This window comes from Ruegeria sp. H9, from assembly GCF_056532915.1.
On the sequence record NZ_JBQFNX010000002.1, the window covers coordinates 1,041,966 to 1,065,135 of the forward strand.

Sequence of the window (23,170 nt, forward strand, 5' to 3'; positions counted from 1 at the left end):
GGGCAAAAGCTACGCAACACCCCTACCCCGCCCAAGCAAAGTTCTTCTGACAAGATTCTTTTGACAGTTCCCCGATTGCAGTTTTCCTTGGTCACACAAACCTGTTCACATAATTCTCCAGAATCTCCTGACGCCCAGATTGTGGTTTCGGGTTGGTATTTTCCTGCAGAACCCGGGCAGAAATCTCTTCCAGACTGCTACCCAACATAGACACTGCTTCCGGCGTGTTCCAACCGGAATACCGTTCCGTCAGCGCGTCCTCCAAGCCACCGTCTTCAATCATAGCAGCCGCAGCTTTCAAGCCTCGTGCACAAATGTCCATTCCACCGACATGGGCTGCAACAAGATCTTTTGCATCAAGCGACTGCCGACGTATTTTGGCGTCAAAATTTGTGCCCCCAGTTGTAAAGCCACCAGCTTTCAGGATGTAGTAATATGCCAAAGCAACCTCTGGCGTATTATTCGGGAACTGGTCCGTATCCCATCCGGATTGGTAATCGTTTCGGTTCATGTCGATCGAGCCAAGCATCCCTTCGGCAGCGGCGACCGCAATTTCATGCTCGAAACTGTGTCCGGCCAGGATCGCATGCCCCTGCTCGAGGTTCAACTTGACCTCGTCCTCCAACCCGTACTTCCTGAGAAATCCAATACAAGTCGCGGCGTCGTAGTCGTATTGGTGTTTGGACGGCTCCTGAGGCTTGGGCTCAACGAGAATAGTTCCTTTGAACCCAATCTTGTGTTTGTATTCAACGACCATGTTCAAGAAACGGCCCATGTGGTCCAACTCGGTTTTCAAATCCGTGTTCAACAGGGTTTCATAGCCTTCTCGGCCACCCCATAGAACGTAGTTTTCTCCGCCGAGCTTGTGGGTCGCATCCATGCAGGATTTCACTGTCGCAGCTGCAAACGCAAAAACGTCGGGATCAGGATTGGTACTGGCACCAGACATCCAGCGACGATGGCTGAACATATTGGCCGTGCCCCAAAGCAGCTTGGTGCCAGACACCTGCATCTTTTCACCGATATAATCGGTGATATCTTCTAATGTGCGCAGGTTATCGGCAAAATTTCCCTGTTCGGGCCGGATGTCAGCGTCGTGCCAGCAAAAGAATGGCTGCCCCAAAAGCTCAAACAATTCGAATGCAATATCTGCCTTCTGACGGGCCCGGCCCATATCGTCCTGAGGATACCATGGGCGTTCGAACGTAGGTCCACCAAAGGGGTCTCCGCCCTCCCACGCGAATGAATGCCACCAGGCCACAGCAAACCGCAGATGGTCCTCCATACGCTTGCCCATGATGATTTCATCCGGGTCGTAGTGACGAAAGGCCAACGAGTTCTTGCTATCCACGCCTTCAAACTGGACCTTCTCGATCCCTTCAAAAAATCCACTTGGCATTTCTGCCCCCTACTCTGCTTTTTGTGCTGGCTGCTTGCCGAGAATGATCATCGACAAAAGATCATCGTCAGTGACATCTGCAATATCGACCGTCCCAACCAGTTTTCCGTTCTTCATGACCGAGGCGCGGTCGCACAGTTCCATGACGGCGTGCACATCGTGATCGATCAGAAATATCCCAATTCCTTGCGCCTTCAGCTGGTGGATCAGATCCGCCACCATCTGGGTTTCATGCGGCCCAAGCGCCGCAGTGGGTTCATCCATGATCAGAATGCGGGCATTGAAATAGACGGCCCGAGCAATCGCCACTGATTGTCTTTGCCCACCCGACAAGGCGGAGACCGGGTCATTGAACTTCTGAAAGTTCGGGTTGAGCTGCGCCATGATCTTTCGGCACTCGGCCTCCATGGCTGCGTCGTTGACCAAGCCAAAAGGCGTCGTCATCTCGCGCCCCAGGAACAGGTTTGATGTCGCGTCCAGATTGTCGGCCAAGGCGAGCGTCTGATATATCGTTTCGATATTGTTCGCCCGGGCGTCACGAGGATTGCCAATCTCGACCGGCTTGCCATCGATCAGAATCTCGCCGTGGTCCATCTGATAGGCGCCGGACAATACCTTGATCAACGTGGACTTTCCGGCCCCGTTGTGGCCAAGCAGGCCAACGACTTCACCCGGATAGAGATCGACCGACACATGGTCGACGGCCTTGATCCCACCGAAGGAAATCGAGATGTCGCGCATCTCGACCAATGGCGGCGCGCCTGAACCGCGCCCAGTGCCAGAAGGTTTTTTCTGCGTATCCTGAGCTTGCATCACTTTGCCCCCAGTCGCTTGCGGTAAACGATGTCGATATAGACGGCCAACACGAGGACGCTGCCGACGACGATGTTCTGAAACGGCGCGTCAACGCCAACCATTGCCATGCCCGATTGCAGCGCCTGCATGATCAATGCACCCAGGATCGCGCCATAGATAGTGCCGATGCCGCCTGACAATGCGGTTCCTCCGATCACTGCAGCTGCTATGACCCGAAGTTCGTCGAGCGTACCGATGTCGTTCGAATGGTTCGCCAAGCGAGCCGAGGCGACCACCGCGGACACCGCGCACAAGAAACCCATCAAAGCGAAGATTTTCACGGTCAGCAGCCGAGTGTTGATACCCGAAAGCTCTGCCGCATCCGGGTTGCCACCAGTGGCAAAGATGTACCGACCAAACCGGGTTTTTCGCGCCACAATTGTCAGCGTGACAGCCACGATGATTAGGATGAGTACAGAAATCGGTATGCCGTATCCTACAACTAGCCCCTCTGGCATTGTCTCTCCGCGTGCTTCGAACATACGTTGCAGTCGGCGCGTCGGTATGGCGTAGCTGTTTACGATGTAAACGTACCCAAGGATGGCGATTGCGATTATCCCGGCCAAAGTGGCTTCGGCCCAGACAGGTTTGACGGGGAATCCATGTGCCGCCTTTGCGCGACGACTGCTCCACAAAGCCCAGATCGCGATTGCGGTAGCAAACAAGCCGAACAGCCAGCTTGTCGTCGTTCCCAATGTCCCGTTGGTCCCGCCAAACATCAGGAATGTACTATCCAGAGGACCAATCGTCTGACCGCTAGTCAAATACCACGCCACGTTTCGCCAAACCAGAAACCCACCAAGCGTAACGATGAAGGCTGGTATCGTCAGGTATCCGACCATCCAGCCATGAAACGCACCAATCAGCGTGCCGACAAACAGCCCGACAACAATGGTGATCGCCCAGGTTGCTGGATTGTTCAAACCCATCCCAAGGACTTGTGGCAAAAGCTCGGTTTGCGTCATCGCCATCACGGCCGAGGTTGTTGCCAGCAGTGCACCAACCGACAAGTCGATGTGCCGTGTGACGATAATAAATACCATCCCGCATGCCATAATGGCGACCGAAACCGTTTGGATGGACAGGTTGAACAGGTTACGAGGGGTCAGGAAGCGCCCATCTGTGAAGATGTTGAACCCGATGCACAGGATGACAAACGCGCCGATCATTCCCAAAAGCCGCATATCCAGTTCCAGTTGCTGGAACAGGCTGGGTTTCGCTTTTTCAGGTACCGGCTGAGACGAAGTTTCGGTCATTTCCGATCTTTCATATTCAGCATTTGCCCCAGGCCCGGACTAAAGGGCCCAGGGCTGAGTGGTTTAGTTACAAGGGGCAGGTCCGTTTTCAACGCCTTGGCAAAGATCTTCCAGCGGGATCCATCCGGCATCAACAACCACGGACAAGTTGTCCTTAGTGATTGGAACAGGCGCTAGGAAAACCGAGTTCATCTCGGTCCCACCCGGTGATGTCCAGCTAACTGCGCCTTCGACATCCGCAGGGCTTGTCCCTCCGCTCAATGCGACAGCGATTTCGCCAGCGGCCTTTCCAAGTTCGCGAGCATCCTTCCAAACTGAAACCGTCTGCGTTCCAAGTGCGACACGATTCAACGCTGCGTGGTCGCCATCCTGACCTGACACTGGAATGCCTTCCATACCCTGTGCTGTTAGGGCCGCAACAACACCGCCTGCAGTACCGTCATTCGACGCAACGACTGCATCCACGTTGTTCTCGTTCGCGGTCAGGATTTGTTCCATGTTCCGCTGCGCGTTCGCGGGCAACCAACCATCTGTGTAGGCTTCACCAACAATTACAATGTCACCGCTGTCGACGGCTGCTCCGATGATCTCTTGCTGACCACCGCGCAGGAAATCTGCGTTCGGATCAGTAGGAGAGCCTTTGATCATCACGTAGTTGCCTTTGGGCATGGCCTCAAAGACAGCCCGAGCCTGCATTCTGCCGACTTCCACGTTGTCGAAGGTCAGATAAAATGCTCGGTCGTCCTCGATCAGACGGTCATAGGCTATCACAGGAATACCTTCGTCCGCCGCGGCCTGAACCGCGGGACCAATGGCCTGCGCGTCCTGCGCTAGGATGATAAGCGCGTCCACACCCTGGGCGATCAGGCTTTCGATGTCCGATAGCTGCTTTGCGGAGGACGATTGCGCGTCTGCCGAAATGTACTCGGCACCGCCTGCTTCAAGTGCCGACTTGATGGCCGCTTCGTCTGTTTTCCAACGCTCCTCCTGAAAGTTCGACCAGCTCACGCCGACCACTGGCTCTGCGAATGCGGTCGAAGCCAACAAAGTGGCCACAGCCGAAAAGCTGAGAATTCTCTTCATGATTTCCTCCCATTTGCCGAGCCATCGCATTTCGATTCGCGGCTCTCACAAACTTGAATACCATATTTATTTCAGCCGGTAAAATATTTAGTCTGTTAGGACAGGCGAAATCCAAATAGATTGAGGTAAGAACCAGATTCGTGAGGCCAAGATGCTGAAAAGCAAAGCTTCTCAAAATGCCGCGGACCAGCGGAACATTACGCGCCTGCGGGTGTTGGAACACATTCGGACAAGAGGCTCGATCTCCAGGATAGATATCGCCAGCGCTTTGCAGACCAGCCCTGCGACGGTTACTGCAGCCACAGCCGACCTCATATCTGCGGGGCTGATCAAAGAGATCGAATCCGAACCGCAATCCAAATCCGCCAAAAGGGGTCGGCCCAGAGTTTTACTTCAGCTGGATGGCCGCTCTTACCTTGTTGCGGGCCTCAAAGTGGCGCGCCACATGATCTCGGTCATCCTTGTAGATTTCAAAGGCAACGAGGTCACGTCATACAAACATCCGTTGGACGACGTCCGGATGACGCCAGGCGCATTAGTGGCAACCATTCGCAAGGCCTTGGATGAGGCCTGCGCTCAGATCAACGAGACCCTCGACACCTTATCCGGAGTGTCAATTGGGGTTGCCGGTCTCGTGGACGCAGAAAGGAACTTCGTACACTGGTCCTCTTCCCTTACCGATAGAAACGTCGATTTTAGCCAATTTCTGGAAACAGAGCTGCCCTGCCCCGCCTTTATAGAAAACGACGCCAACCTGGTAGCAAAGGCGGAACAACTCTTTGGGTTAGGCAAGGGTTTTAAGAACTTTCTTGTCGTCACGATCGAACACGGCGTTGGGCTTGGAATTGTCCTGGACGGTAAGCTATATCGCGGGGAAAGAGGCTGCGGAGCGGAATTTGGCCACACAAAAGTCCAACTGGACGGCGCGCTTTGCCAGTGCGGCCAGCGGGGTTGCCTTGAGGCCTATGTCGGGGACTATGCACTGATCCGGGAAGCAACCGTCGCCGATCAACGCATTGGAACGGAAACTATTAAAGAGATCCACGAAAATGCTCGATCCGGAGACGAAAGGGCGAAATCCGTTCTGGCCCGCGCGGGCCAGATGTTTGGTCTGGGAATATCCAATCTGATCAATCTGTTTGATCCCGAACGCATTATTTTGTCCGGAGCTCAGATGGACTTAGAACACCTGAATTCGGACGAGGTGATGACCCGAATTCGCAGTGGCGTCGTGAATGTCGATACCCCCTTGCCGGAAATCACAGCCCATCATTGGGGCGACCTTATGTGGGCTAAGGGAGCTGCGGCGTACGGGATTGAGCAGGTCTCGATCCTCAAGGTAAAGGAGCTGTCGACAAATGCGCCCTGAGCTTTGTATCCTATTCGCTTTTGCATCTGCGGCCAGCGCAGAATCTCAAGCTCCGCAATTCCAAAAGATTGACATCGGCGCTCATATTTATGACGGCGGCTGGGAGCACTTTGTTGGCGGCGGAGTCGCCGTTTTCGATTGTGACGGTGATGGGTTGCCCGAACTCTTTGCAGCGGGTGGCACCAACACATCCAAACTGTTTAGAAACACATCGCACGAAAGCGTTTCATTTCGTGCTGATACCCCCGAGCTGCTTTCCATGGTCGACGTAACTGGGGCTTACCCGCTGGATGTCGACAGTGATGGCGTTATGGATCTGGCTGTTTTGCGCGTCGGCCCCGATCTGCTTATAAAAGGTGAGCCTGATTGCAAGTTCCGCCCTTTCAGCTCCCTTGGCTTCAGATCAGAGGATCATTGGACAACCGGGTTCTCTGCCACCTGGGAAGCTAATCAGACTTTGCCAACATTGGCCTACGGAACTTATGTTGATCGTCACAATCCCGACGGCCCGTTTGAGACTTGCGGACCCACGGTCCTATACCGGCCCAGTGGCGGCAGTTACCAGCCACCGGAACATCTCGAACCAGGCTATTGCGCGCTGTCCATTCTCTTTTCTGACTGGTCCCGCACCGGGCAAGCGGATCTGCGGGTCAGTAACGATCGCCATTACTATGTACGTGGCGGCCACGAGCAATTGTGGGCAATGGAAAAAACTCCACGCCCCTATTCGAAAGAAGACGGATGGTTGGCATATTCGATCTGGGGCATGGGCATCGCTTCACGAGATCTAACAGGCGATGGCTTCCCCGAAGTTTACCTGACTTCTATGGGTGACCAAAAATTTCAAGTTTTTGACCCCGAAGCTGGCGGCCCAACCTGGCGAGACGCCACTTACAGCAAAGGCACAACCGCTCACAGGCCACATATTGGAGACGACGGTCGCCCATCAACTGGATGGCATGCGCAATTTGGCGACGTTAACAACGACGGTCTAGACGATATCTTTGTCGCCAAGGGAAATGTCGAGCAGATGCCAGATGCAGCATTGAATGACCCCAACAACCTACTGTTACAACTGGAGAATGGTCAATTTCAAGAAGCTTCAGTCGAGGCTGGCGTTGCCTCTATGGCCAAGTCGCGTGGCGCGGCTTTGGCTGACTTCAACAATGACGGCTGGCTTGATCTGGTGGTGATTAACCGGGGCTCGGAACTTGAGGTCTATCAAAACCAGCCCCACACCGGGAATTGGGTGATGCTGGACATTTCCCAAGATAAACCAAACCGCTTCGCGGTCGGCGGCTTTATCGAGGCCAGGACCGAGTCAGGTGTGGTAACCCGGGAAATCACAATCGGTGGAGGGCACATCAGCGGTATCGCAGGGCTTCATCATTTTGGACTGGGGGATGCGAAGGCAATCGAAGTTCGGGTTATTTGGCCTGATGGCGAAGAAGGAGGATGGCAGGAAATCCAATCAAATCAGATCATTCAAATTGAGCGATGATCATTGGTCAACCGGCAGTCCACTTGGAACCTGATCTGGAACACCAAGACGTTCCGCGGGATCTTCCAGACTGGCCAGAAAGCTCAGTAGCGCGCTGATCTCCTGATCCGTCAGACTTATCCTTGACAGGTCGCTGCTTCTGGCAATCGCATCCAAATTCTCCGGGTTAGACAATGGCAGCTGATCCTTTGCACCCGGAAAGTCAGGAAGCACAGCCATTTCCAAGGAGTACGAACGCAGGGAATCCTCTGGGTCGAGATGATGGCGCACGATATCTTCAAGCTGCGCATAGGCACCGTTATGCCCGTACGGGGCCGTCAGCGTTACATTACGCAACGAGGGCGTGCGAAACGCAAACGCATCCTCTGCGTCACCAGTCACGCGTAGGCGCCCATCATCCCGGACATGGCTTTCGAACCGCGCCGCTTTTCCGGGTCCTATCTGCGGCATCGCTATGGAGTGAAATTTGTGGTCTGTTTGGAACCAGCCCGAATGACAGATGCTGCACCCTGCCTTCCCGTAGAACAACTGCATGCCGCGCTGTGCATCTTCCGGCAACTCAGATTCCCCCCGCATCGCAAGGTCAAACGGGCTATTGACAGCGCGCCATTCGAAGGCAATGAAATCAGCTATTACATTCGCAATAGCGGAAAAGGTGATCGTATCCCCCGGTGCAACCTGAGAAAAACGCTGTTCGTATTCCGGGATGGCCGCGACGCGAGCCGCTATCAAATCCCACGCCCCGCCTTCCTGAGTAAGCAACCCGAGGCGTACAGCCTGGCTGACGTCATTCTCGGAATAGTGGCCTGCCATCTCATCAGGAGACAGCACCGGAAACATTGCCTGAGCTGCCAGAGCAGATTTGAAACCTGACCTCATATGAGTGCCCAGCGGCGTCCTGATACCGTTCGCGCGTGTCGGATCAGTTTCAAGGCGCCCATCATGAAAGAAGACTGTGAACTCGGTTGCGCCAAGATTCCAAAGACCCGGCGAATTGCGCGGGATTCGTTGCTCCGGCGGGTTTTTCGCATCGAATTTCCGCTTTGCCCCCAGACCCGCACCACCTTCACCGATCCCAAGCGAGAGCCCATCGGACGTGCCGAGTTTGGGGTGATGACAAGTCGCACAGCTGATATTCCTGTTCCCGGACAAGATCGGGTCGTAGAAAAGCAGTCGCCCAAGTTGGACCTCTTTCACGCCAGGTTCAACAAATTCTGGGATTGGCCCAAGGTTCTGAGCCGCTGCCACCGTAATGGACGCAATTACCACGCTAAAAGCAACAATCGGTGTAACAAGCTTCATGTCACACCCTCTGAAATCTGCAGAATCAATGTCTGCTCGTAAGGGGCTTCAGGAGCGCATATGATCGACGGGAACTCGGGGATGTTGGGCGCGTTGGGATAACCCGATGGCTCGATGCACACGCCAGCGCTCTTGTAAAAGGGTTCCGTGAGGTGAGCCCCGGAGTATATTTGCACCCCTGCCTGGTCTGACCATACAGATAGCTTCAAACCCGTGGGTGTAGTAAGGTCGGCGACCGGAAGCCCCTTCTCTCGTGCGCTGTTGAAAACGAAGTAGTTGTCCAAATCCGTCAAAACGGCACTGATCGCTTTCGGCGCGGAAAAATCCATACCACTATCTCTTGCGTCCACAATCTTGCCCGAGGGAATACCCTGATTGTCAACTTCAAGATAACGGTTTGAAGTCAGCCGCAGACAATGTTCTGAAATGCCCGTTACGCAACCCAGGCTATAGTAATTATGTTGCGCTATACTTACGGGTGTCGGCCGATCCGGCTGTGCTGAAATCGAATAAACCAGACGCGGATAGTCCAGCCTTACTCGCACTTCAAATCTGACGGTTCCCGGATAACCGCTGGCACCCTCCGGGGAAGTGAGGCGCAATACGGCCTCGTTTGCTGTCATCTGCTCAAGAGCCCAATTCTGATGCGATAGGCCTGCCCGCCCACCGTGCAAGGAATTTCGACCCTCGTTTGCGTCCAGTTCATACCGAACATTTTCCATGTCAAAACGCGCTGCTCCAATCCGGTTGGCGACACGCCCAACGATTGCGCCCAGATAATTATTATCGGTGGCGTAGTCCCGCGGGTTCTCGTATCCAAGGATCATTGGCATCCCCTTGTACCACCAACCTTGAGTTGTCGCCCCGTAGCTGAGTAGCGACACGCGCATGTCGCCATCATTCAGGACGGCTCGTTCGATTTGAGGAGGTATGTCCCGCCTTTTGTTCATCGTTTCGCAAAAGGTGCTAAGGCCGAATAATATTGCCGGTAACGTTGGTATTCATTTTCGAATGCATCGATCAGATCCCCACGAGGCTCGATCACCGTGTCGATTTTGGGCGACATCATCACAGAGTCCGGGTTTGCGCCATTGACGGCGCACATTGCCAGGCGGGCGGCGCCGATGGCGGCACCAAATTCACTGCCCCGGGGCAAGGCAAGGGGCGTATTGAGCACGGTGGCCAGGTTTTTCAACCAATACCGAGATCGCGCACCGCCGCCAACGGCCAAAAGGCTGGTTGGCTTTGTTCCGGTACTCTTGAGGGCCTCCAAACAGTCCCGCATTGCAAAGGCGACGCCTTCCATGACAGCCCGCGTCAAATCAGTGGTCTCCGAGGAAATATCCACACCCAGGAACGCACCACGGATTGCACTGTCATTGTGAGGCGTCCGCTCACCTGAAAGATAAGGCAGAAACGTGATCTCTGATGGGCCATCCAGATCGGCAGGCAGCGAGGCGATCATGTCCCCAACGGACTGGCCCAGATTGCGGGAAAGCCAGTTCAAACTGTTTGTCGCAGAAAGGATAACACCCATCTGAATCCACCTGTCAGGGACAGAATGACAAAAAGAATGTATCGCCGTTTCTGGCGCTGGAGCATAGATGTCTCTGGACACCAGCAACACACCTGAGGTTCCGAGGGACAAGAAGCCAGTTCCATCGCTTGTACTGCCTATCCCACAGGCGGCAGCGGCATTGTCCCCTGCTCCCCCTGCAATCACGACCGGTCCAGACACTCCCCACTCTTGCTCCAACTCGGACCGCAACTCCCCGCCCGGATCACTGCCTTCGACCAGTCGAGGCATTTGTTCGATGTTCATGTGACTCTGTTCCAGTGCGGTTTCCGACCATCGCCGCGCACCAACGTCCAGCCATGAAGTTCCGGCACTGTCAGACATATCGCTGACGTAGTCTCCGGTCAGCCAGAGCCGCAGGTAGTCTTTCGGTAGTAGGACCTTGGCAGTTTTAGCAAACAGGTCAGGCTCATTTGCGCGGACCCATTCCAACTTGGGGGCCGTGAACCCCGGAAAAACGATATTGCCTGAACTCGAACGCATACCCGGCAGTTGATCAAGAATTTCTGCCTCTTTAGATGCCCGCGTGTCGTTCCACAGAATGCACGGTCGCAACACGTTACCATTGGCATCCAAAAGGGTCGCACCGTGCATGTGCCCGCTCAAACCAATGCCGCGCAGCGCAGAAAACGCGTTTCCGTGTGCAGCCCGAAGCTGACTGACGACTTCTTTGCAAGCTTCCACCCAATCCAAAGGGGACTGTTCGGACCATCCGGGTTTTGAGGAAGACGTAAGGATAATGGACTCAGCGCTACCTGCGACGGAACCTGCGTCGTCGACAAGAATCCCTCTGAGACCGGATGTTCCCAAGTCCAATCCAAGATACATCTTTGAACTCACCTACCTTTATTTTAGTTGCTAAAATTAATAGCCGGATAGATATTGTCAACAAAAGTTTCAGGCAAGTTGGCTTCTCAGTGAGATAACCCCGCACCACTGCAGATTTATCGACCAAACGGCGAAATCCGTATCTCTGATCAGTAGCGCACATCACAACAAGCGCAGCCGTCTTGTTCCTGCGCATCGCAAACATGAAGCCAATCGTCGCCCTGTTCGTTGAGGAAGTGGTTCCCAAATTACTTCGCCAAACACCTCGCAGTTAACTGCGTGGTATAGTTAGGTTCATCCGCTTTTGCGCGTCCAATTCTGGCTTGTATTGAACAACCAATCTCAGAGAGTTGCCCCATTTCCACAACTGGCGGCGCGGATCATGAAGCCCGTCATTCGTCAGATGAGTGGATTCTGGCAATCCAAGCGTGGATAACCGCACGACAAATAATAGCGCGAATATCCGAGTATCATCTTACAACGAAACACTGGGTGGGTCCTAGGCTTCAAACTCCATTGGTGCTGTCAGACAAATTCGAACCAGTCTCAATTTGACTCAAAATCGTGAACCTATCCGGAACAAAGTTGACGCCACTCGTCAAGAGCGGCGGTTCGCGTCAGCTTGAAGGAGTCTCGGCTGGTGAGGGATCTTTCCTGGTTAAAGTGGTTGTATACGGAGGAATGGTCGGAAGCGAAATTCTGTAAACTTCGAATGCGCCTTAAACCCTGCATCGCGCGCTCGCGTTGTTGATACGGCAGGTGCGAGTTCTCGACCCGGTTGTTGAGCCATCTACCCGTCGGTTGTTTTTCGAGCGTGCCCAGCTCTCTGACCGCGACTCTGTATCCGGCGAAGCGATCCGTGACGACGGCTCCCGCTTGGCCGTGTCGATTCATCAATTTCTTTAGAAATTTCAATGCTGCAGCTTTGTTTCGACGTTTGGTGACAACGGCTTCTAGCACTTCGCCCTCATGATCTACGGCCCGCCAGAGGTAATGTTTCTTGCCAATCACCTTCACGAAAACCTCGTCCACCTGCCACCTCCAATTCGAGAATTCACGCAGTTGTTGCACCCGCTTTTGTCTGATCTCAGAGGCGAAGATCGGACCGAACCTGTTCCACCCATATCGGACAGTTTCGTGGCTCACGTCGATGCCTCGCTCGTGCAGCAGATCTTCGACATTCCGAAGCGAGAACGGGAAACGGATGTATAGCATCACCGCAAGGCGGATGATCTCTGGGCTGGTTTTGAAGTACTTGAAGAGGCAGGTCTGGTCATGCGCAAAAGCTACGCAACACCCCTACCCCGCTTAATCAAACTTCTTCTGACAAGACCAAACAGAATGCCTTATGAGCTAGCGATGAATAGTCTAATTTCGAGCTTGCCGTAGACTACCTCCTCAGCTTTTTGCCCGATGGAAGAAAAGCTGAGCGACGATGGTAACCCTTGTAAGTCCACCAGTTTTCGCGATTCAGGTCTGCTTCCGGGTCGATGTAGCAATGGTTCTTGGCATGCCAAGGGCGTCACTTCACTCCGGCGAAGAGTATTTGTTTCTTGCGGTCTGCATCCCTTTGACACAAAACGAAATCGTTCTCATGCAAAAAGCCCTGAGGGGAGGACGCAAGTAAGAAATGCCCAAAATCATCTCGCCCTGCGACTAGCGCAACCAAAGTTTTCACGCCATTCTGCTGTTTCATTGAGGGCTTTATGAAACGCAACGCCGCACCAATGCGTCTATCGTCCGTGTTATTGGGCCCTGATGCGTGAAAGAGATGCCCGTGATGCATGGAGGCCTGCCCTGCACGCAATTCGGCAGCAACTGCATCTTTCTCGTTCACATCGACTGCGATTTCCTGCCCACGTGACAAAAGATTGTTTTCGCTGAAGGTGTCCACGTGAGGCACGATCCGGCTTGTATGGCTGCCAGGAACAAACTTCATACACCCGCTTTGCTCGGACGCTTCTGAAATCGCAACCCAACAGGTAACCTCTTCAGCATCATCCAATCCCCAATAGGTCAAGTCTTGGTGCCACGAGACTATCTTCGATGATCGCGCTTCTTTTACGAAAAGTGCACCGCTCCAAACCATGAGGTCCGGCCCTAACACCGTTGAAGCAGCCTCAATCAGCTTCGGATGGCGAAGTAGTGCATCGAATGATGGTATCAGCCTGTCCGGATAAGAATATAGAAGCTTGAGTTTATCTGGGTCGTCTCTGAGAATGCGCTCAGCTTTCTCAAAATCATTGCGCAGCGCTTGGACCTCAGAAGCTGTCAGGATATCCAGCGGAGCTACGAAACCGTCTCTTTCATAAGTCTTTGCAATATCACTCATTCGTCTATCCATCGTCATTTTCTGGAAACGTTAACTGCACCTTCATTGATTGGGTTCGATCAGACGCGACCTCGAAAGCAGTGATGGCCTCGCCAACCTCGAAGGAATGCGTCACCAACTGGTCGACGTTTATTAGTCCGCTTCGCATCATCTCGACCGCGACTGAGAACTCGGAATGGAAACGGAAAGACCCGCGAAGCACTATCTCTTTTGCAGTCAACGCCTGCATCGGCACAGTCATATCTCCGCCCAGACCAAGCTGAACCAATGTTCCACCCGGTCGCAAGCATGCGACGCCAGAAGCCAGAGCCGATTGAGCCCCGGAACACTCCAGTTGTACATCAACCTGACCCTTGTCGTTTTCAAACTGCTCCAGTTTTTGCGGATCGGTGTAGGTGTTGATGACATCGTCTGCCCCGCATTCACGCGCCAGAGCGAGGGTCTGGTCCGAGATATCCGTCGCCACTATTCTGGCCGCCCCAGAACGACGCGCCGCCAAGATCGTGAGGCAGCCGATTGGACCGCATCCCGTGATAAGTACCGTTTTACCTAAGAGGCTCCCGGCTTGCTTAATCGCGTGCAAACAGACCGCCAAAGGTTCGGCCATAGCGGCCTGCGCAGGACTTAACCCATCTGCTGGAACGCATTGACTGGCTTTCGCTACGAGTTTGCTTTGAAAAGCGCCTTGGATATGCGGGAACGGCATCGCGCTGCCATAGAACTTCATATCAAGACAGTGGTTTTGCTGCCCGTTCAGACAATAACTGCAGGATTGGCAAGGTCGGGATGGAGAAACTGCAACCAGTTGACCTAAATGCAACCCCTGCACACTTGACCCGACTTTCACGATTTCTCCGGCGACTTCATGTCCTAGCACCATCGGCTGACGCAACTTGATCGTACCGAAACCACCGTGGTTATAATAATGCAGGTCGGAGCCGCAAATCCCACCCGCGCGCATGGCAATCAAGACTTCGTCTGGCCCCACGTCATGTACGTCCCGGTTTTCCAACCTCAGATCTTTTGCGGCATGGATAACAACAGCAACATTGGCCGAAGACATTGCACAGACTCCCTATACATATTGCCAAAAGATACGGATAGTCGGTGCTGACAACCAAGGGGTTTTTGCATGATGCTTGAAATGTTCAACCTAGAGGGAACACGCGCACTAGTAACAGGCTCTAGCCAAGGCATTGGATTTGCGTTGGCCCGTGGCTTGGCTGCCGCCGGTTCGCAAGTCGTTTTGAACGGGCGCGACACCGCGAAACTAGCGGCAGCAGCATCCGAGTTGAGCGAAACAGGCGCCTCGGTACGTGAACTTTCGTTCGATGCAACCGATCATGAAGGTGTCCGATCTGCCGTGGACAACTTTGAAGACAATGTCGGCCCCATAGACATCCTGATAAACAACGCCGGAATGCAACACAGGACGGAGCTACAGGATTTCCCCGCTGATGCCTTCGAGCACCTACTACAGACAAATGTAGCGTCCGTCTTTCATGTCGGTCAGGCTGTGGCACGGCACATGATTGAAAGAAAGTCAGGCAAGATCATTAACATTGCGTCGGTTCAATCCGCATTGGCAAGACCGGGTATTGCGCCTTACACGGCGACAAAAGGTGCCGTGACCAACCTTACAAAAGGAATGGCGACTGATTGGGCTAAGTATGGCCTAAACTGCAATGCCATTGCACCTGGATATTTCGATACACCTTTGAACGCCGCCTTGGTTGCCGACCCAGAGTTTAGCTCATGGCTTGAGAAACGTACCCCGGCCGGTCGCTGGGGCAATGTAGAAGAACTTGTCGGCGCCGCCATTTTCCTTGCCTCCCCTGCATCCAGTTTCGTCAATGGTCATACTCTCTATGTCGATGGTGGAATAACGGCGTCACTTTGATCTGCAGCTTCCAATCGCCTGCTAATTAAGACCGACTTAGATATCGTTCATAGCGCCGACCCCAAGGCAATCACCACAACCACCATTAATGAAGCGGCCATCGCAATATTGATCCTTTGATGCGATCTCTCGCTTAAATCAAGGCTACCCAGCTTTGCGCCAGCACCCAGCCAGATTATGTGCACTGGCACCCAAATCATATTGAATACTACGATTTTTATGACGACCTCCCAAACGGGCGCATCGGGCAAAAAGGCAAACCCTGAAAACAATGCTGTGCCGACCACGTAAGCCTTGGGATTGATGAACTGAAGTGTCAGACCGTTCGCAAAACCAAGCGGCGAAACCGCAGGAGAAAATCCGACCTTTGAGCCGGCGCTGGCAATACGCCAGGCGAGAAATACCAAATACCCGACAGAGGCGAATAGCAACAAAGTTCTAAGCACCGGTACAGCCAAAGCAACCGCAGCGACTCCAGAGACAACTAACATCATGTTGATGAACCCGCCCAGCATCAGACCAGCCACAAAGGCGAGTCCAGCTCGAAAACCAAAAGCTGATCCAATACCCGCGGTTGTTAGAACACCCGGGCCCGGCGTAATCAGTAGAAAGAAAACCGCGACAGCAAACTCAAACACTTTTCAGATTGGCCTATTACAGATCTCTGCATTCCGGCACAGCTGTGATCACCGATCCGTCCTTATGGTGTTGCAGCAGATTGTCGACAGTCAGGTCACCCATTGCTGCACGCGTCTCAAAAGTCGCGCTACCAGCGTGAGGGAGCAGAACGACATTGGACAACTCGCGCAATGCTTTTGGAACGCGCGGTTCGTCCTCGAAGACATCAAGCCCTGCCCACCCGAGCTCACCGTTTTGCAATGCACTAATTAAGGCAGTTTCGTCGACAACTGAACCTCGACTAACGTTTATCAGAGTGCCGCCTGCCCCCAACGCGCGCAACACCTCAGCGTTGACCAGCCTATTGGTCGACGGGCCGCCGGGCGTGATGCATATGAGGACGTCCACATGCTCTGCCATTTCAACCAAATTGTCGAAATATCGGTACGGGACATCCTTTTGTTTGCGGGTGTGATATGAGATTTCGGGTGCCCACGGCTCCAACTTATCAACAATCGCCTGACCAATGCGACCAAGACCAAGAATGCCTATTTTTTGATTGTCCGCTGATCGCGTCAAAGGGGCATTACCTTCAACTTCCCACCGTCCGGACCGAACGTAATTATCGTCACGTGTGAGCTCTCGATAACAAGACAGCAACAGCAGAACGGCGGTGGTTGCGACTTCTTTGTTCAACACATTGGGCGTGTGAGTCACAACAATTCCTCGCTCAGCCGCAGCACTTGCGTCGACGGCGTCGTAGCCGACTCCATTGACGCTGATTACCTTCAAATTACTGAGTGAAATCATTAGGTCATGCGGAACGCCATCATGCCCGTTCGTTACGATATGCGTAATACTTTCCGCGTTGAAATCGTCCAATTGTTGAATATTGAACACTGAGGACAGGCGTTCTCGCATCCGTTCAGTGATCCCTCCGATTTGCAACAATTCAGTCATCTTGGCCAACCTTTTGCCGCTGAACACCAAGCCCATCGATACGAAGCTCCATGACGTCGCCCTTTTTCAGATAAACTGGTTCCGGTTTGATCCCCATTCCAACACCGGGCGGTGTTCCGGTTGAAATGACGTCACCGGGGTGCAGTGTAAAAAGTTGGCTTAGATGCTCAATGATCTCGGCAACGGAAAAGATCATCGTGGCAGTATTCCCGGTTTGCATGCGCTGACCGTTTACATCCAGAGACATACCAAGACTCTGAGGATCCGGCACCTCATCCCGGGTCACTAGCCACGGGCCGGTAGGGCCAAAAGTGTCGCAGGATTTTCCTTTGGTCCATTGACCTGTCAGTTGCGTTTGAAAATGCCTTTCCGACACGTCGTTTACAATGCAATAGCCCGCAACATATTCGAGTGCGTCGGCCTTGGAAACATATTTGGCTGTCTTACCAATGACGACCCCCAGTTCGCATTCCCAGTCGGTATGTGTAGACCCCCGCGGCATAACAACATCGTCATAAGCACCAATGACAGCCGAGTTCGCCTTGAAAAAAAGTATCGGATGCTCGGGAATATCTGCGCCGGTTTCTGCAGCATGGTCCGAGTAGTTCAAACCGATGCAAAGAAATTTGCCGATGTCACCGACACACGGAGCGATACGAGGGTCACCCTTTACAATTGGCAGGTTGTTCGGATCCAATGACCGCAGGTTATCAAGCGTTCCGTCATCCAACATATCCCCCGTGATATCATTGATATGAGCGGACAGATCCCGCAATTGACCCTCAGAGTCGACCAGGGCTGGCTTTTCCGAGCCCTTGGCTCCGTAACGAACAAGTTTCATTTCTGTTCCTTTTAGTGGTTATCGCGTGGCATGAAGCCTCGCGCGATATCGCGGTAGTTTTCTGCACCCTTGAGCGTCATACCGCGATCCAACCGATCTACTTTTTCGCGGAATAATTCCTGCCACGGGGATTGGTTGGGCGGGGTTGAATAACCACCCTTTGCCTCCAGATCGCGGGCGCGTTGATGCAGTTCTTCGAGCGAAACCAGCATATCTGCTGTGCCTTTGCCAAGATCGATGCGCAGTCGGTCACCATTTCGCACCAAAGCCAATCCACCACCCTCTGCAGCTTCGGGTGAGGCATTCAGGATAGACGGACTTCCTGATGTACCGGATTGCCGTCCATCACCGATGCAAGGAAGGGCTTCGATGCCCTGTTTCAACAAATATGAGGGCGGCCGCATGTTCACGACCTCAGCAGCACCAGGGTATCCTTTTGGTCCCGCTCCGCGCATAATCAGAATACAGTTTGCGTCGATGTTTTCTGCAGGATCATCAATCCGATGGTGAAAGTCCTCAGGCCCATCAAACACAACCGCCCTGCCCTCAAATGCATCCGGATCATCCGGGTTCGACAGGTAGGTCTCTCGAAATGCCTGTGAGATCACAGATGTTTTCATAATCGCACTCTCGAACAGGTTGCCTGAGAGATTGATGAACCCCGCCTGTTGCTTAACCGGGTTACTGACGGGCTTGATTACGTCGCTATTCTGAGACCGGCGTGCCGAGCAATTGTCGCCCATTGTCTTGCCGTTCACCGTTATCGCATCGGGATGCGGCAGCAATCCAGCATCAAGAAGCTCTCCGACAACGGCGGGTACACCTCCGGCCTGTTGGTAATCTTCGCCCAGATACTCACCCGCAGGCTGCATGTTAACCAACAGTGGAACGTCGTGGCCAAGTTTCTGCCAGTCATCGTTGGTCAACGGAACACCAAGATGCCGAGCGATTGCATTCAGGTGGATCGGCGCATTCGTCGATCCACCAATCGCAGAGTTGATAACAATCGCATTCTCAAAAGCCTGACGTGTCATCACATCGCTGGGGCGTAGATCCTCCCAGACCATGTCCACAATGCGTTTACCCGTTTCATAACTGATTTGACCGCGCTCTCTATACGGGGCTGGAATGGCTGCTGATCCGGGCAATTGCATACCCAAGGCCTCAGCAAGCGAATTCATGGTCGTTGCTGTTCCCATCGTATTGCAATAACCCACCGAAGGTGCTGCGGCGGCTGCGATTTCCATGAACTCATCGGTGTCGATTTCGTCAGCCGCAAGGTCTTCGCGCGCTTTCCAAATAACCGTTCCCGATCCGGCGCGCTCACCTTTCCACCAGCCGTTGAGCATGGGACCGACCGACAGGGCGATCGCTGGGATGTTGACGGTCGCAGCGGCCATAAGAAGCGCGGGCGTGGTCTTGTCGCAACCAATGTTCAGAACAACGCCGTCAATCGGATACCCGAATAGACTCTCAACCAAGGACAGATAAGCCAGGTTGCGGTCGAGTGACGCCGTTGGCCGTTTACCTGTCTCTTGTATCGGGTGGACCGGTATTTCGATGCACGTTCCCCCGGCGGCGATGATTCCATCGCGAACACGTTTGGACAATTCGATATGATGCCGATTACAGGGGCTCAAATCACTGCCGGTCTGAGCAATGCCAATGATCGGTTTGCCTGATTGCAGTTCCTCACGGGTCAATCCGTAATTCAGGTATCTTTCCAGATACAATGCAGTCATCTCAAGGTTCTCAGAATTCATGAACCACTTGCGAGATCGCAAATCGTTTTTTGATACTTTTGTCATTGGCCTGACCAACCCCCGTCAATTATGTGCGTGTGTCCTGTGGTGAATGCACTTTCATCGCTCGCCAGATAGACGACCAATGCAGCAATCTCTTCTGCTTTCGCTACACGCCCCATAGGCTGTCGCGCCACAAATTGTGCAAGGGCCTCTTCTCTGCTGCCCAGTTGCTCGCCCAACGCATCTACGCGGTCACGCCAACTGGGACTGTCGACTGTTCCCGGACAAATGCAATTGCACCGGATTCCTTTTGTTATGAAGTCCACGGCTACCGATTTCGTCAGCCCGACAACAGCGGCTTTTGTCGTTCCATATACAAAACGATTTGGCGCACCGATTATGGAACCCAGTGCGGAAGACATATTGATTATCGAGCCTCCTCCGCGCTCTAGCATTCCCGGCAATACAGCCTTTGTCGTGCGCACCATTGAGCGCACATTAAGGTCCATGGCGAAATCCCACTCTTCATCGGTTGCATCCAGAATAGTTCCGTGATGCACGAACCCTGCGCAGTTGAACAAAACGTCCGGCTTCGCTCGCGCGACCCCATGATGAATGCTGTCATTATTCGTCACATCCATCTCGAAAATTTCGAGATTTTCGAGATTCTGACCGCGAATCAAATTTAGTTTTTTGGGGCTAATATCCGTCGCATAGACTTTTGCACCCTCTCTTGCCATTGCAATTGCGCTTGCAAGTCCGATCCCCTGTGCGGCGGCTGTGACCAGGACGCTTTTTCCCTTAAGTCTTTCTGACATATAAATATTCCGACCTCAAAAGTGGCGACTGGACAAGTGTTACGTCGTCCCACAGATCAACCGAGAAGCAAAGAAACCTTGGCGGATTTGCAACGACTTCTGGCATGTGGGCACAGAGCCGTTAGCGTATGACAGAGATTTTGGTTTGGCCATAACCATGCGTGGCGCACCTTCGGAAGGACAGTAGATGATGAGCAAGCAGTTCAAAGTGGCTCTGTTGGGAACCGGCCTGATGGGAGCTCCTATGGCGCGGAATATTTTGTGCGCCGAGTTTCCGCTCACTGTATGGAACCGCAGCTTAAAAAAGGCCAAACCGTTGACAGCAGAAGGCGCGACATTGGTGGAAACTGCCCCGCTGGCGGTTTCGGGTGCAGACGTAATAATAACCATGCTCTCGGATGGATACGCGACCGGCGCGCTACTTGCTGACGAGGCTTTCCGCGAGCAACTCAAACCGGGGATGATCTGGATTGATATGTCGAGCGCCAAACCCGAACACGCAAGAGAGCAATCCGCGCAGCTTTCCTCGATGGGGGTGCTGCATCTGGACGCCCCGGTTTCCGGTGGCACCAAAGGTGCCGAAGCTGGCACCCTTGCGATCATGGTCGGTGGCGATCAGGACGTTATGGAGCGCGTGCGACCGGTTCTGACAGCAATGGGCCGGCCTGTACATGTTGGCCCAAGTGGTTCTGGTCAATTGTGCAAATTGGCCAATCAAACAATTGTCGCTGTAACAATATCGGCAGTCGCCGAGGCGACTCTACTGGCTCAGCAAGGTGGTGCGGACCCCACCGCGTTGAGGGCCGCACTGAAGGGGGGCTTTGCGGATAGTATTATCTTGCAACAACATGGCGAACGCATGTCTGATGGAAATTTTGCACCCGGAGGTTTGTCTAAGTTTCAACTAAAGGATTTGGACAACACGCTGGAGGAAGCACGAAGCCTTGGCGTTGAGCTACCTAGCACCCGATCTGTGCGCGACCGTTTCGAATATCTGATAGACGAATTGGATGGGGCCGAACTGGATCATTCGGCTTTGTATCTAGAACTCAAAAAACGGAACGGAATGCTGTGACGCGGATCCTGATTATAGGCGGCGCAGGAATGCTGGGCCAGAAACTGGCCCATCGCGTGTCGACCCAAGAAACCTTTGGAGCCGATGCCCAAGTCTCACTGTTCGATCTCTCGTTCCCGCCCGACAGTGCGGCAGGTAGTCAAATTGTGGGGGACTTGACTGCGTCAGGCATAGCTAAGTCTTTTGCTAAGCAGCGACCAGACGTCATTTTCCATCTTGCAGCTATCGTTTCAGGCCAAGCTGAAACAGACTTTGCGTTGGGTTGGGATGTAAACCTTATGGCAACGTGGGCACTGCTGAACGAACTTAAGGATGAACACGAGGCATCAGGAAACGAGTACACACCTCGTCTGGTTTTTGCCTCGTCCATAGCAGTTTTCGGGTCACCATTCCCCGAAAAGATAAGCGATGAGTTCCTTTCGGCACCTTTGACAAGTTACGGAGCGCAGAAAGCGGCCGCTGAATTGATGATCACGGATTTCAGCAGGAAAGGATATATCGACGGTATTTCCTTGCGCTTGCCCACTTTGTGTGTGCGCCCGGGCAAAGCCAACGCTGCCGCTTCGTCCTTCTTTTCGGGTATAATCCGAGAGCCATTGAATGGGGATGAGGCTGTCTTGCCAGTTGCCGAAACCGTTCGCCATTGGCACGCCAGCCCCCGCGCCGCTGCGACTTTTTTGACCCACGCAGCAACAATGGACACGCAGCTTTTGAATGACAGACGCGCATTGAACATGCCTGGCGTAAGTTGCACCGTCGCCGAACAAATCGAAGCTCTGCGCAAAGTGGCCGGCCAAGAAGCGGTTGGCCTAATCAGGCAAGAACCCGACGAGACAATCGAACGAATAGTCAAGAATTGGCCGCGAGACTTTCAAACAGATCGCGCTCTGGAGTTGGGGTTCGAGGCGGAATCAAGCTTCGACGAAATCATTCGCGTGTATTTAGAAGACGATTTTCGGCTTTAGTCGCCCATCGTCTTTCCAGTTAGGTGGCGTTCCAGATGATCGTGAATTTTCTCTCGTGTTAACTGCTCATCCCCTGACAATGCTGCTTCAAGTATATCGGCATGGTGTCTTATGTTCTGAGAAATGAATTCAAAGTTCCGGTCTGCCACCATCAACTGCTGTCTGAATTGCGCGTAAACTCGGCTATGCATTTGTTTTAAAGTTTCCGAGCCACAGGCAGAAATAAGTGTTTGGTGAAATTCCTTTTCCGAGGCAAACCATATCTCGATAAGGCCGCTCGGGTCGTCTGTGGCGTGAATGCGTTTTTCGATATGGCTGAGTTTGTGATGTGCGGCCGTCAATCTTGCTTCCCAATCCACCCCGCCATTACGGATCGACATTGCGGTGCCTTCGGCCTCCAACAGAACACGGACGTGCGTCAATTCGATAAGCTTCTGCGGCGATCGCATTGGCACGCGGAAACCTTTTTGTTCCTGAAAGTCCACCAAACCAACAGCGGCCAAACGAAAAAGGACTTCACGAACGGCGCTCGCAGAACAGCCATACACTTTACGAAGTTCTTCAGCCCGCACCTTCGCTCCATGCTCGAATCCATTAGAGATCAGGCGCATCTTAAGATCTTGATAAATATCTATTTCGTCGTTCATTCCAGTATGCACCTTCAAGTTTTGTCCAAGTAGCGTCCTAACCTTATTTTCGAATTATCGCAAGAATCTCGAAATTTTTAGAAATTTCAATTTTTTCTTG

Annotated in this window: 21 protein-coding genes; 5 read left to right on the plus strand and 16 right to left on the minus strand. The window is 53.2% G+C overall.

Features of this window, described 5'->3' with window-relative positions:
* Positions 1-91: 91 nt before the first annotated feature.
* The 4 genes from xylA to xylF all read right to left on the minus strand — a co-directional run bounded on the left by xylA (position 92) and on the right by xylF (position 4,593).
* Positions 92-1,399, minus strand: coding sequence for a xylose isomerase (xylA, locus tag ACR0CZ_RS13745; RefSeq protein WP_170396210.1), 1,308 nt, complete (start codon positions 1,397-1,399; stop codon positions 92-94).
* Positions 1,400-1,408: 9 nt separating this feature from the next.
* The gene (locus ACR0CZ_RS13750; RefSeq protein WP_170379765.1) at positions 1,409-2,212 is read right to left on the minus strand and encodes an ATP-binding cassette domain-containing protein; all 804 of its coding nucleotides are present in this window, start codon (positions 2,210-2,212) and stop codon (positions 1,409-1,411) included.
* A complete protein-coding gene (locus ACR0CZ_RS13755) occupies positions 2,212-3,510 on the minus strand; it encodes a sugar ABC transporter permease (RefSeq protein ID WP_170396208.1) in 1,299 nt (432 codons plus the stop codon). Before ACR0CZ_RS13755 ends, ACR0CZ_RS13750 begins: the two co-directional genes overlap by 1 nt.
* A 63-nt stretch (positions 3,511-3,573) precedes the next feature.
* Positions 3,574-4,593, minus strand: a complete 1,020-nt coding sequence (gene xylF / locus ACR0CZ_RS13760; RefSeq protein WP_155150139.1) for a D-xylose ABC transporter substrate-binding protein — start codon at positions 4,591-4,593, stop codon at positions 3,574-3,576.
* A 151-nt stretch (positions 4,594-4,744) separates the two neighbouring features.
* On the opposite strand from xylF, the gene ACR0CZ_RS13765 reads away from it, so the two are divergent.
* Complete coding sequence (locus ACR0CZ_RS13765; RefSeq protein ID WP_170396206.1) at positions 4,745-5,962, plus strand: ROK family transcriptional regulator; 1,218 nt, start codon at positions 4,745-4,747, stop codon at positions 5,960-5,962.
* The gene (locus tag ACR0CZ_RS13770) at positions 5,952-7,463 is read left to right on the plus strand and encodes a CRTAC1 family protein (protein WP_170396204.1); all 1,512 of its coding nucleotides are present in this window, start codon (positions 5,952-5,954) and stop codon (positions 7,461-7,463) included. The genes ACR0CZ_RS13765 and ACR0CZ_RS13770 overlap by 11 nt, the downstream gene beginning before the upstream one ends.
* On the opposite strand, the gene ACR0CZ_RS13775 is transcribed toward ACR0CZ_RS13770, so the two are convergent.
* The 6 genes from ACR0CZ_RS13775 to ACR0CZ_RS13800 all read right to left on the minus strand — a co-directional run bounded on the left by ACR0CZ_RS13775 (position 7,464) and on the right by ACR0CZ_RS13800 (position 14,564).
* Positions 7,464-8,765, minus strand: coding sequence for a cytochrome c peroxidase (locus tag ACR0CZ_RS13775; RefSeq protein ID WP_170466298.1), 1,302 nt, complete (start codon positions 8,763-8,765; stop codon positions 7,464-7,466).
* Positions 8,762-9,715, minus strand: a complete 954-nt coding sequence (locus ACR0CZ_RS13780; protein WP_223117833.1) for an aldose epimerase family protein — start codon at positions 9,713-9,715, stop codon at positions 8,762-8,764. Before ACR0CZ_RS13780 ends, ACR0CZ_RS13775 begins: the two co-directional genes overlap by 4 nt.
* Positions 9,712-11,169 (minus strand): xylulokinase, encoded by a 1,458-nt coding sequence (gene xylB / locus ACR0CZ_RS13785; RefSeq protein ID WP_170396198.1) that lies wholly within the window; start codon positions 11,167-11,169, stop codon positions 9,712-9,714. The genes ACR0CZ_RS13780 and xylB overlap by 4 nt, the downstream gene beginning before the upstream one ends.
* Before the next feature lie 570 nt (positions 11,170-11,739).
* Complete coding sequence (locus tag ACR0CZ_RS13790) at positions 11,740-12,384, minus strand: IS6 family transposase (RefSeq protein ID WP_480503436.1); 645 nt, start codon at positions 12,382-12,384, stop codon at positions 11,740-11,742.
* 307 nt (positions 12,385-12,691) lie between these two features.
* The gene (locus ACR0CZ_RS13795) at positions 12,692-13,501 is read right to left on the minus strand and encodes a phytanoyl-CoA dioxygenase family protein (RefSeq protein WP_480503393.1); all 810 of its coding nucleotides are present in this window, start codon (positions 13,499-13,501) and stop codon (positions 12,692-12,694) included.
* A gap of 4 nt (positions 13,502-13,505) precedes the next feature.
* A complete protein-coding gene (locus ACR0CZ_RS13800; RefSeq protein ID WP_170466292.1) occupies positions 13,506-14,564 on the minus strand; it encodes an L-idonate 5-dehydrogenase in 1,059 nt (352 codons plus the stop codon).
* Positions 14,565-14,633: 69 nt separating this feature from the next.
* On the opposite strand from ACR0CZ_RS13800, the gene ACR0CZ_RS13805 reads away from it, so the two are divergent.
* A complete protein-coding gene (locus tag ACR0CZ_RS13805; RefSeq protein ID WP_170466289.1) occupies positions 14,634-15,401 on the plus strand; it encodes an SDR family oxidoreductase in 768 nt (255 codons plus the stop codon).
* A gap of 47 nt (positions 15,402-15,448) precedes the next feature.
* Here the strand turns inward: ACR0CZ_RS13805 and ACR0CZ_RS13810 are convergent, their stop codons facing one another.
* The 5 genes from ACR0CZ_RS13810 to ACR0CZ_RS13830 are packed head-to-tail and all read right to left on the minus strand — an operon-like array spanning position 15,449 to position 20,383.
* Positions 15,449-16,039 carry a LysE family transporter gene (locus tag ACR0CZ_RS13810; protein ID WP_170466286.1) on the minus strand — a complete coding sequence of 197 codons (591 nt, stop codon included), beginning with the start codon at positions 16,037-16,039 and terminating at the stop codon, positions 15,449-15,451.
* A gap of 16 nt (positions 16,040-16,055) precedes the next feature.
* Positions 16,056-16,979, minus strand: coding sequence for a 2-hydroxyacid dehydrogenase (locus tag ACR0CZ_RS13815; RefSeq protein WP_170466283.1), 924 nt, complete (start codon positions 16,977-16,979; stop codon positions 16,056-16,058).
* The gene (locus tag ACR0CZ_RS13820) at positions 16,972-17,820 is read right to left on the minus strand and encodes a fumarylacetoacetate hydrolase family protein (protein ID WP_170396187.1); all 849 of its coding nucleotides are present in this window, start codon (positions 17,818-17,820) and stop codon (positions 16,972-16,974) included. The genes ACR0CZ_RS13815 and ACR0CZ_RS13820 overlap by 8 nt, the downstream gene beginning before the upstream one ends.
* An 11-nt stretch (positions 17,821-17,831) precedes the next feature.
* Positions 17,832-19,628, minus strand: coding sequence for an IlvD/Edd family dehydratase (locus ACR0CZ_RS13825; RefSeq protein WP_170396185.1), 1,797 nt, complete (start codon positions 19,626-19,628; stop codon positions 17,832-17,834).
* A complete protein-coding gene (locus ACR0CZ_RS13830; protein ID WP_170396183.1) occupies positions 19,625-20,383 on the minus strand; it encodes an SDR family oxidoreductase in 759 nt (252 codons plus the stop codon). Before ACR0CZ_RS13830 ends, ACR0CZ_RS13825 begins: the two co-directional genes overlap by 4 nt.
* Positions 20,384-20,573: 190 nt before the next feature.
* On the opposite strand from ACR0CZ_RS13830, the gene ACR0CZ_RS13835 reads away from it, so the two are divergent.
* A complete protein-coding gene (locus ACR0CZ_RS13835; protein WP_170396181.1) occupies positions 20,574-21,458 on the plus strand; it encodes an NAD(P)-dependent oxidoreductase in 885 nt (294 codons plus the stop codon).
* Positions 21,455-22,423: a D-erythronate dehydrogenase gene (gene denD / locus ACR0CZ_RS13840; RefSeq protein WP_170396179.1), complete on the plus strand. Its 969-nt coding sequence runs from the start codon at positions 21,455-21,457 to the stop codon at positions 22,421-22,423. Before ACR0CZ_RS13835 ends, denD begins: the two co-directional genes overlap by 4 nt.
* On the opposite strand, the gene ACR0CZ_RS13845 is transcribed toward denD, so the two are convergent.
* Positions 22,420-23,070, minus strand: a complete 651-nt coding sequence (locus ACR0CZ_RS13845) for a GntR family transcriptional regulator (RefSeq protein WP_170396177.1) — start codon at positions 23,068-23,070, stop codon at positions 22,420-22,422. The two genes, denD and ACR0CZ_RS13845, sit on opposite strands and share 4 nt — an antisense overlap.
* Positions 23,071-23,170 lie beyond the last annotated feature (100 nt).

Coding starts and splice junctions, on each gene's coding strand:
- xylA (WP_170396210.1), bottom strand. CDS start 1,399: ATGCCAAGTGGATTTTTTGAAGGGATCGAGAAGGTCCAGTTTGAAGGC.
- ACR0CZ_RS13755 (WP_170396208.1), bottom strand. CDS start 3,510: ATGACCGAAACTTCGTCTCAGCCGGTACCTGAAAAAGCGAAACCCAGC.
- ACR0CZ_RS13750 (WP_170379765.1), bottom strand. CDS start 2,212: ATGCAAGCTCAGGATACGCAGAAAAAACCTTCTGGCACTGGGCGCGGT.
- ACR0CZ_RS13765 (WP_170396206.1), top strand. CDS start 4,745: ATGCTGAAAAGCAAAGCTTCTCAAAATGCCGCGGACCAGCGGAACATT.
- ACR0CZ_RS13780 (WP_223117833.1), bottom strand. CDS start 9,715: ATGAACAAAAGGCGGGACATACCTCCTCAAATCGAACGAGCCGTCCTG.
- ACR0CZ_RS13835 (WP_170396181.1), top strand. CDS start 20,574: ATGAGCAAGCAGTTCAAAGTGGCTCTGTTGGGAACCGGCCTGATGGGA.
- ACR0CZ_RS13770 (WP_170396204.1), top strand. CDS start 5,952: ATGCGCCCTGAGCTTTGTATCCTATTCGCTTTTGCATCTGCGGCCAGC.
- ACR0CZ_RS13845 (WP_170396177.1), bottom strand. CDS start 23,070: ATGAACGACGAAATAGATATTTATCAAGATCTTAAGATGCGCCTGATC.
- xylB (WP_170396198.1), bottom strand. CDS start 11,169: ATGTATCTTGGATTGGACTTGGGAACATCCGGTCTCAGAGGGATTCTT.
- ACR0CZ_RS13805 (WP_170466289.1), top strand. CDS start 14,634: ATGATGCTTGAAATGTTCAACCTAGAGGGAACACGCGCACTAGTAACA.
- ACR0CZ_RS13825 (WP_170396185.1), bottom strand. CDS start 19,628: ATGACAAAAGTATCAAAAAACGATTTGCGATCTCGCAAGTGGTTCATG.
- ACR0CZ_RS13790 (WP_480503436.1), bottom strand. CDS start 12,384: ATGCTATACATCCGTTTCCCGTTCTCGCTTCGGAATGTCGAAGATCTG.
- ACR0CZ_RS13775 (WP_170466298.1), bottom strand. CDS start 8,765: ATGAAGCTTGTTACACCGATTGTTGCTTTTAGCGTGGTAATTGCGTCC.
- ACR0CZ_RS13820 (WP_170396187.1), bottom strand. CDS start 17,820: ATGAAACTTGTTCGTTACGGAGCCAAGGGCTCGGAAAAGCCAGCCCTG.
- xylF (WP_155150139.1), bottom strand. CDS start 4,593: ATGAAGAGAATTCTCAGCTTTTCGGCTGTGGCCACTTTGTTGGCTTCG.
- ACR0CZ_RS13795 (WP_480503393.1), bottom strand. CDS start 13,501: ATGAGTGATATTGCAAAGACTTATGAAAGAGACGGTTTCGTAGCTCCG.
- ACR0CZ_RS13815 (WP_170466283.1), bottom strand. CDS start 16,979: ATGACTGAATTGTTGCAAATCGGAGGGATCACTGAACGGATGCGAGAA.
- ACR0CZ_RS13830 (WP_170396183.1), bottom strand. CDS start 20,383: ATGTCAGAAAGACTTAAGGGAAAAAGCGTCCTGGTCACAGCCGCCGCA.
- ACR0CZ_RS13800 (WP_170466292.1), bottom strand. CDS start 14,564: ATGTCTTCGGCCAATGTTGCTGTTGTTATCCATGCCGCAAAAGATCTG.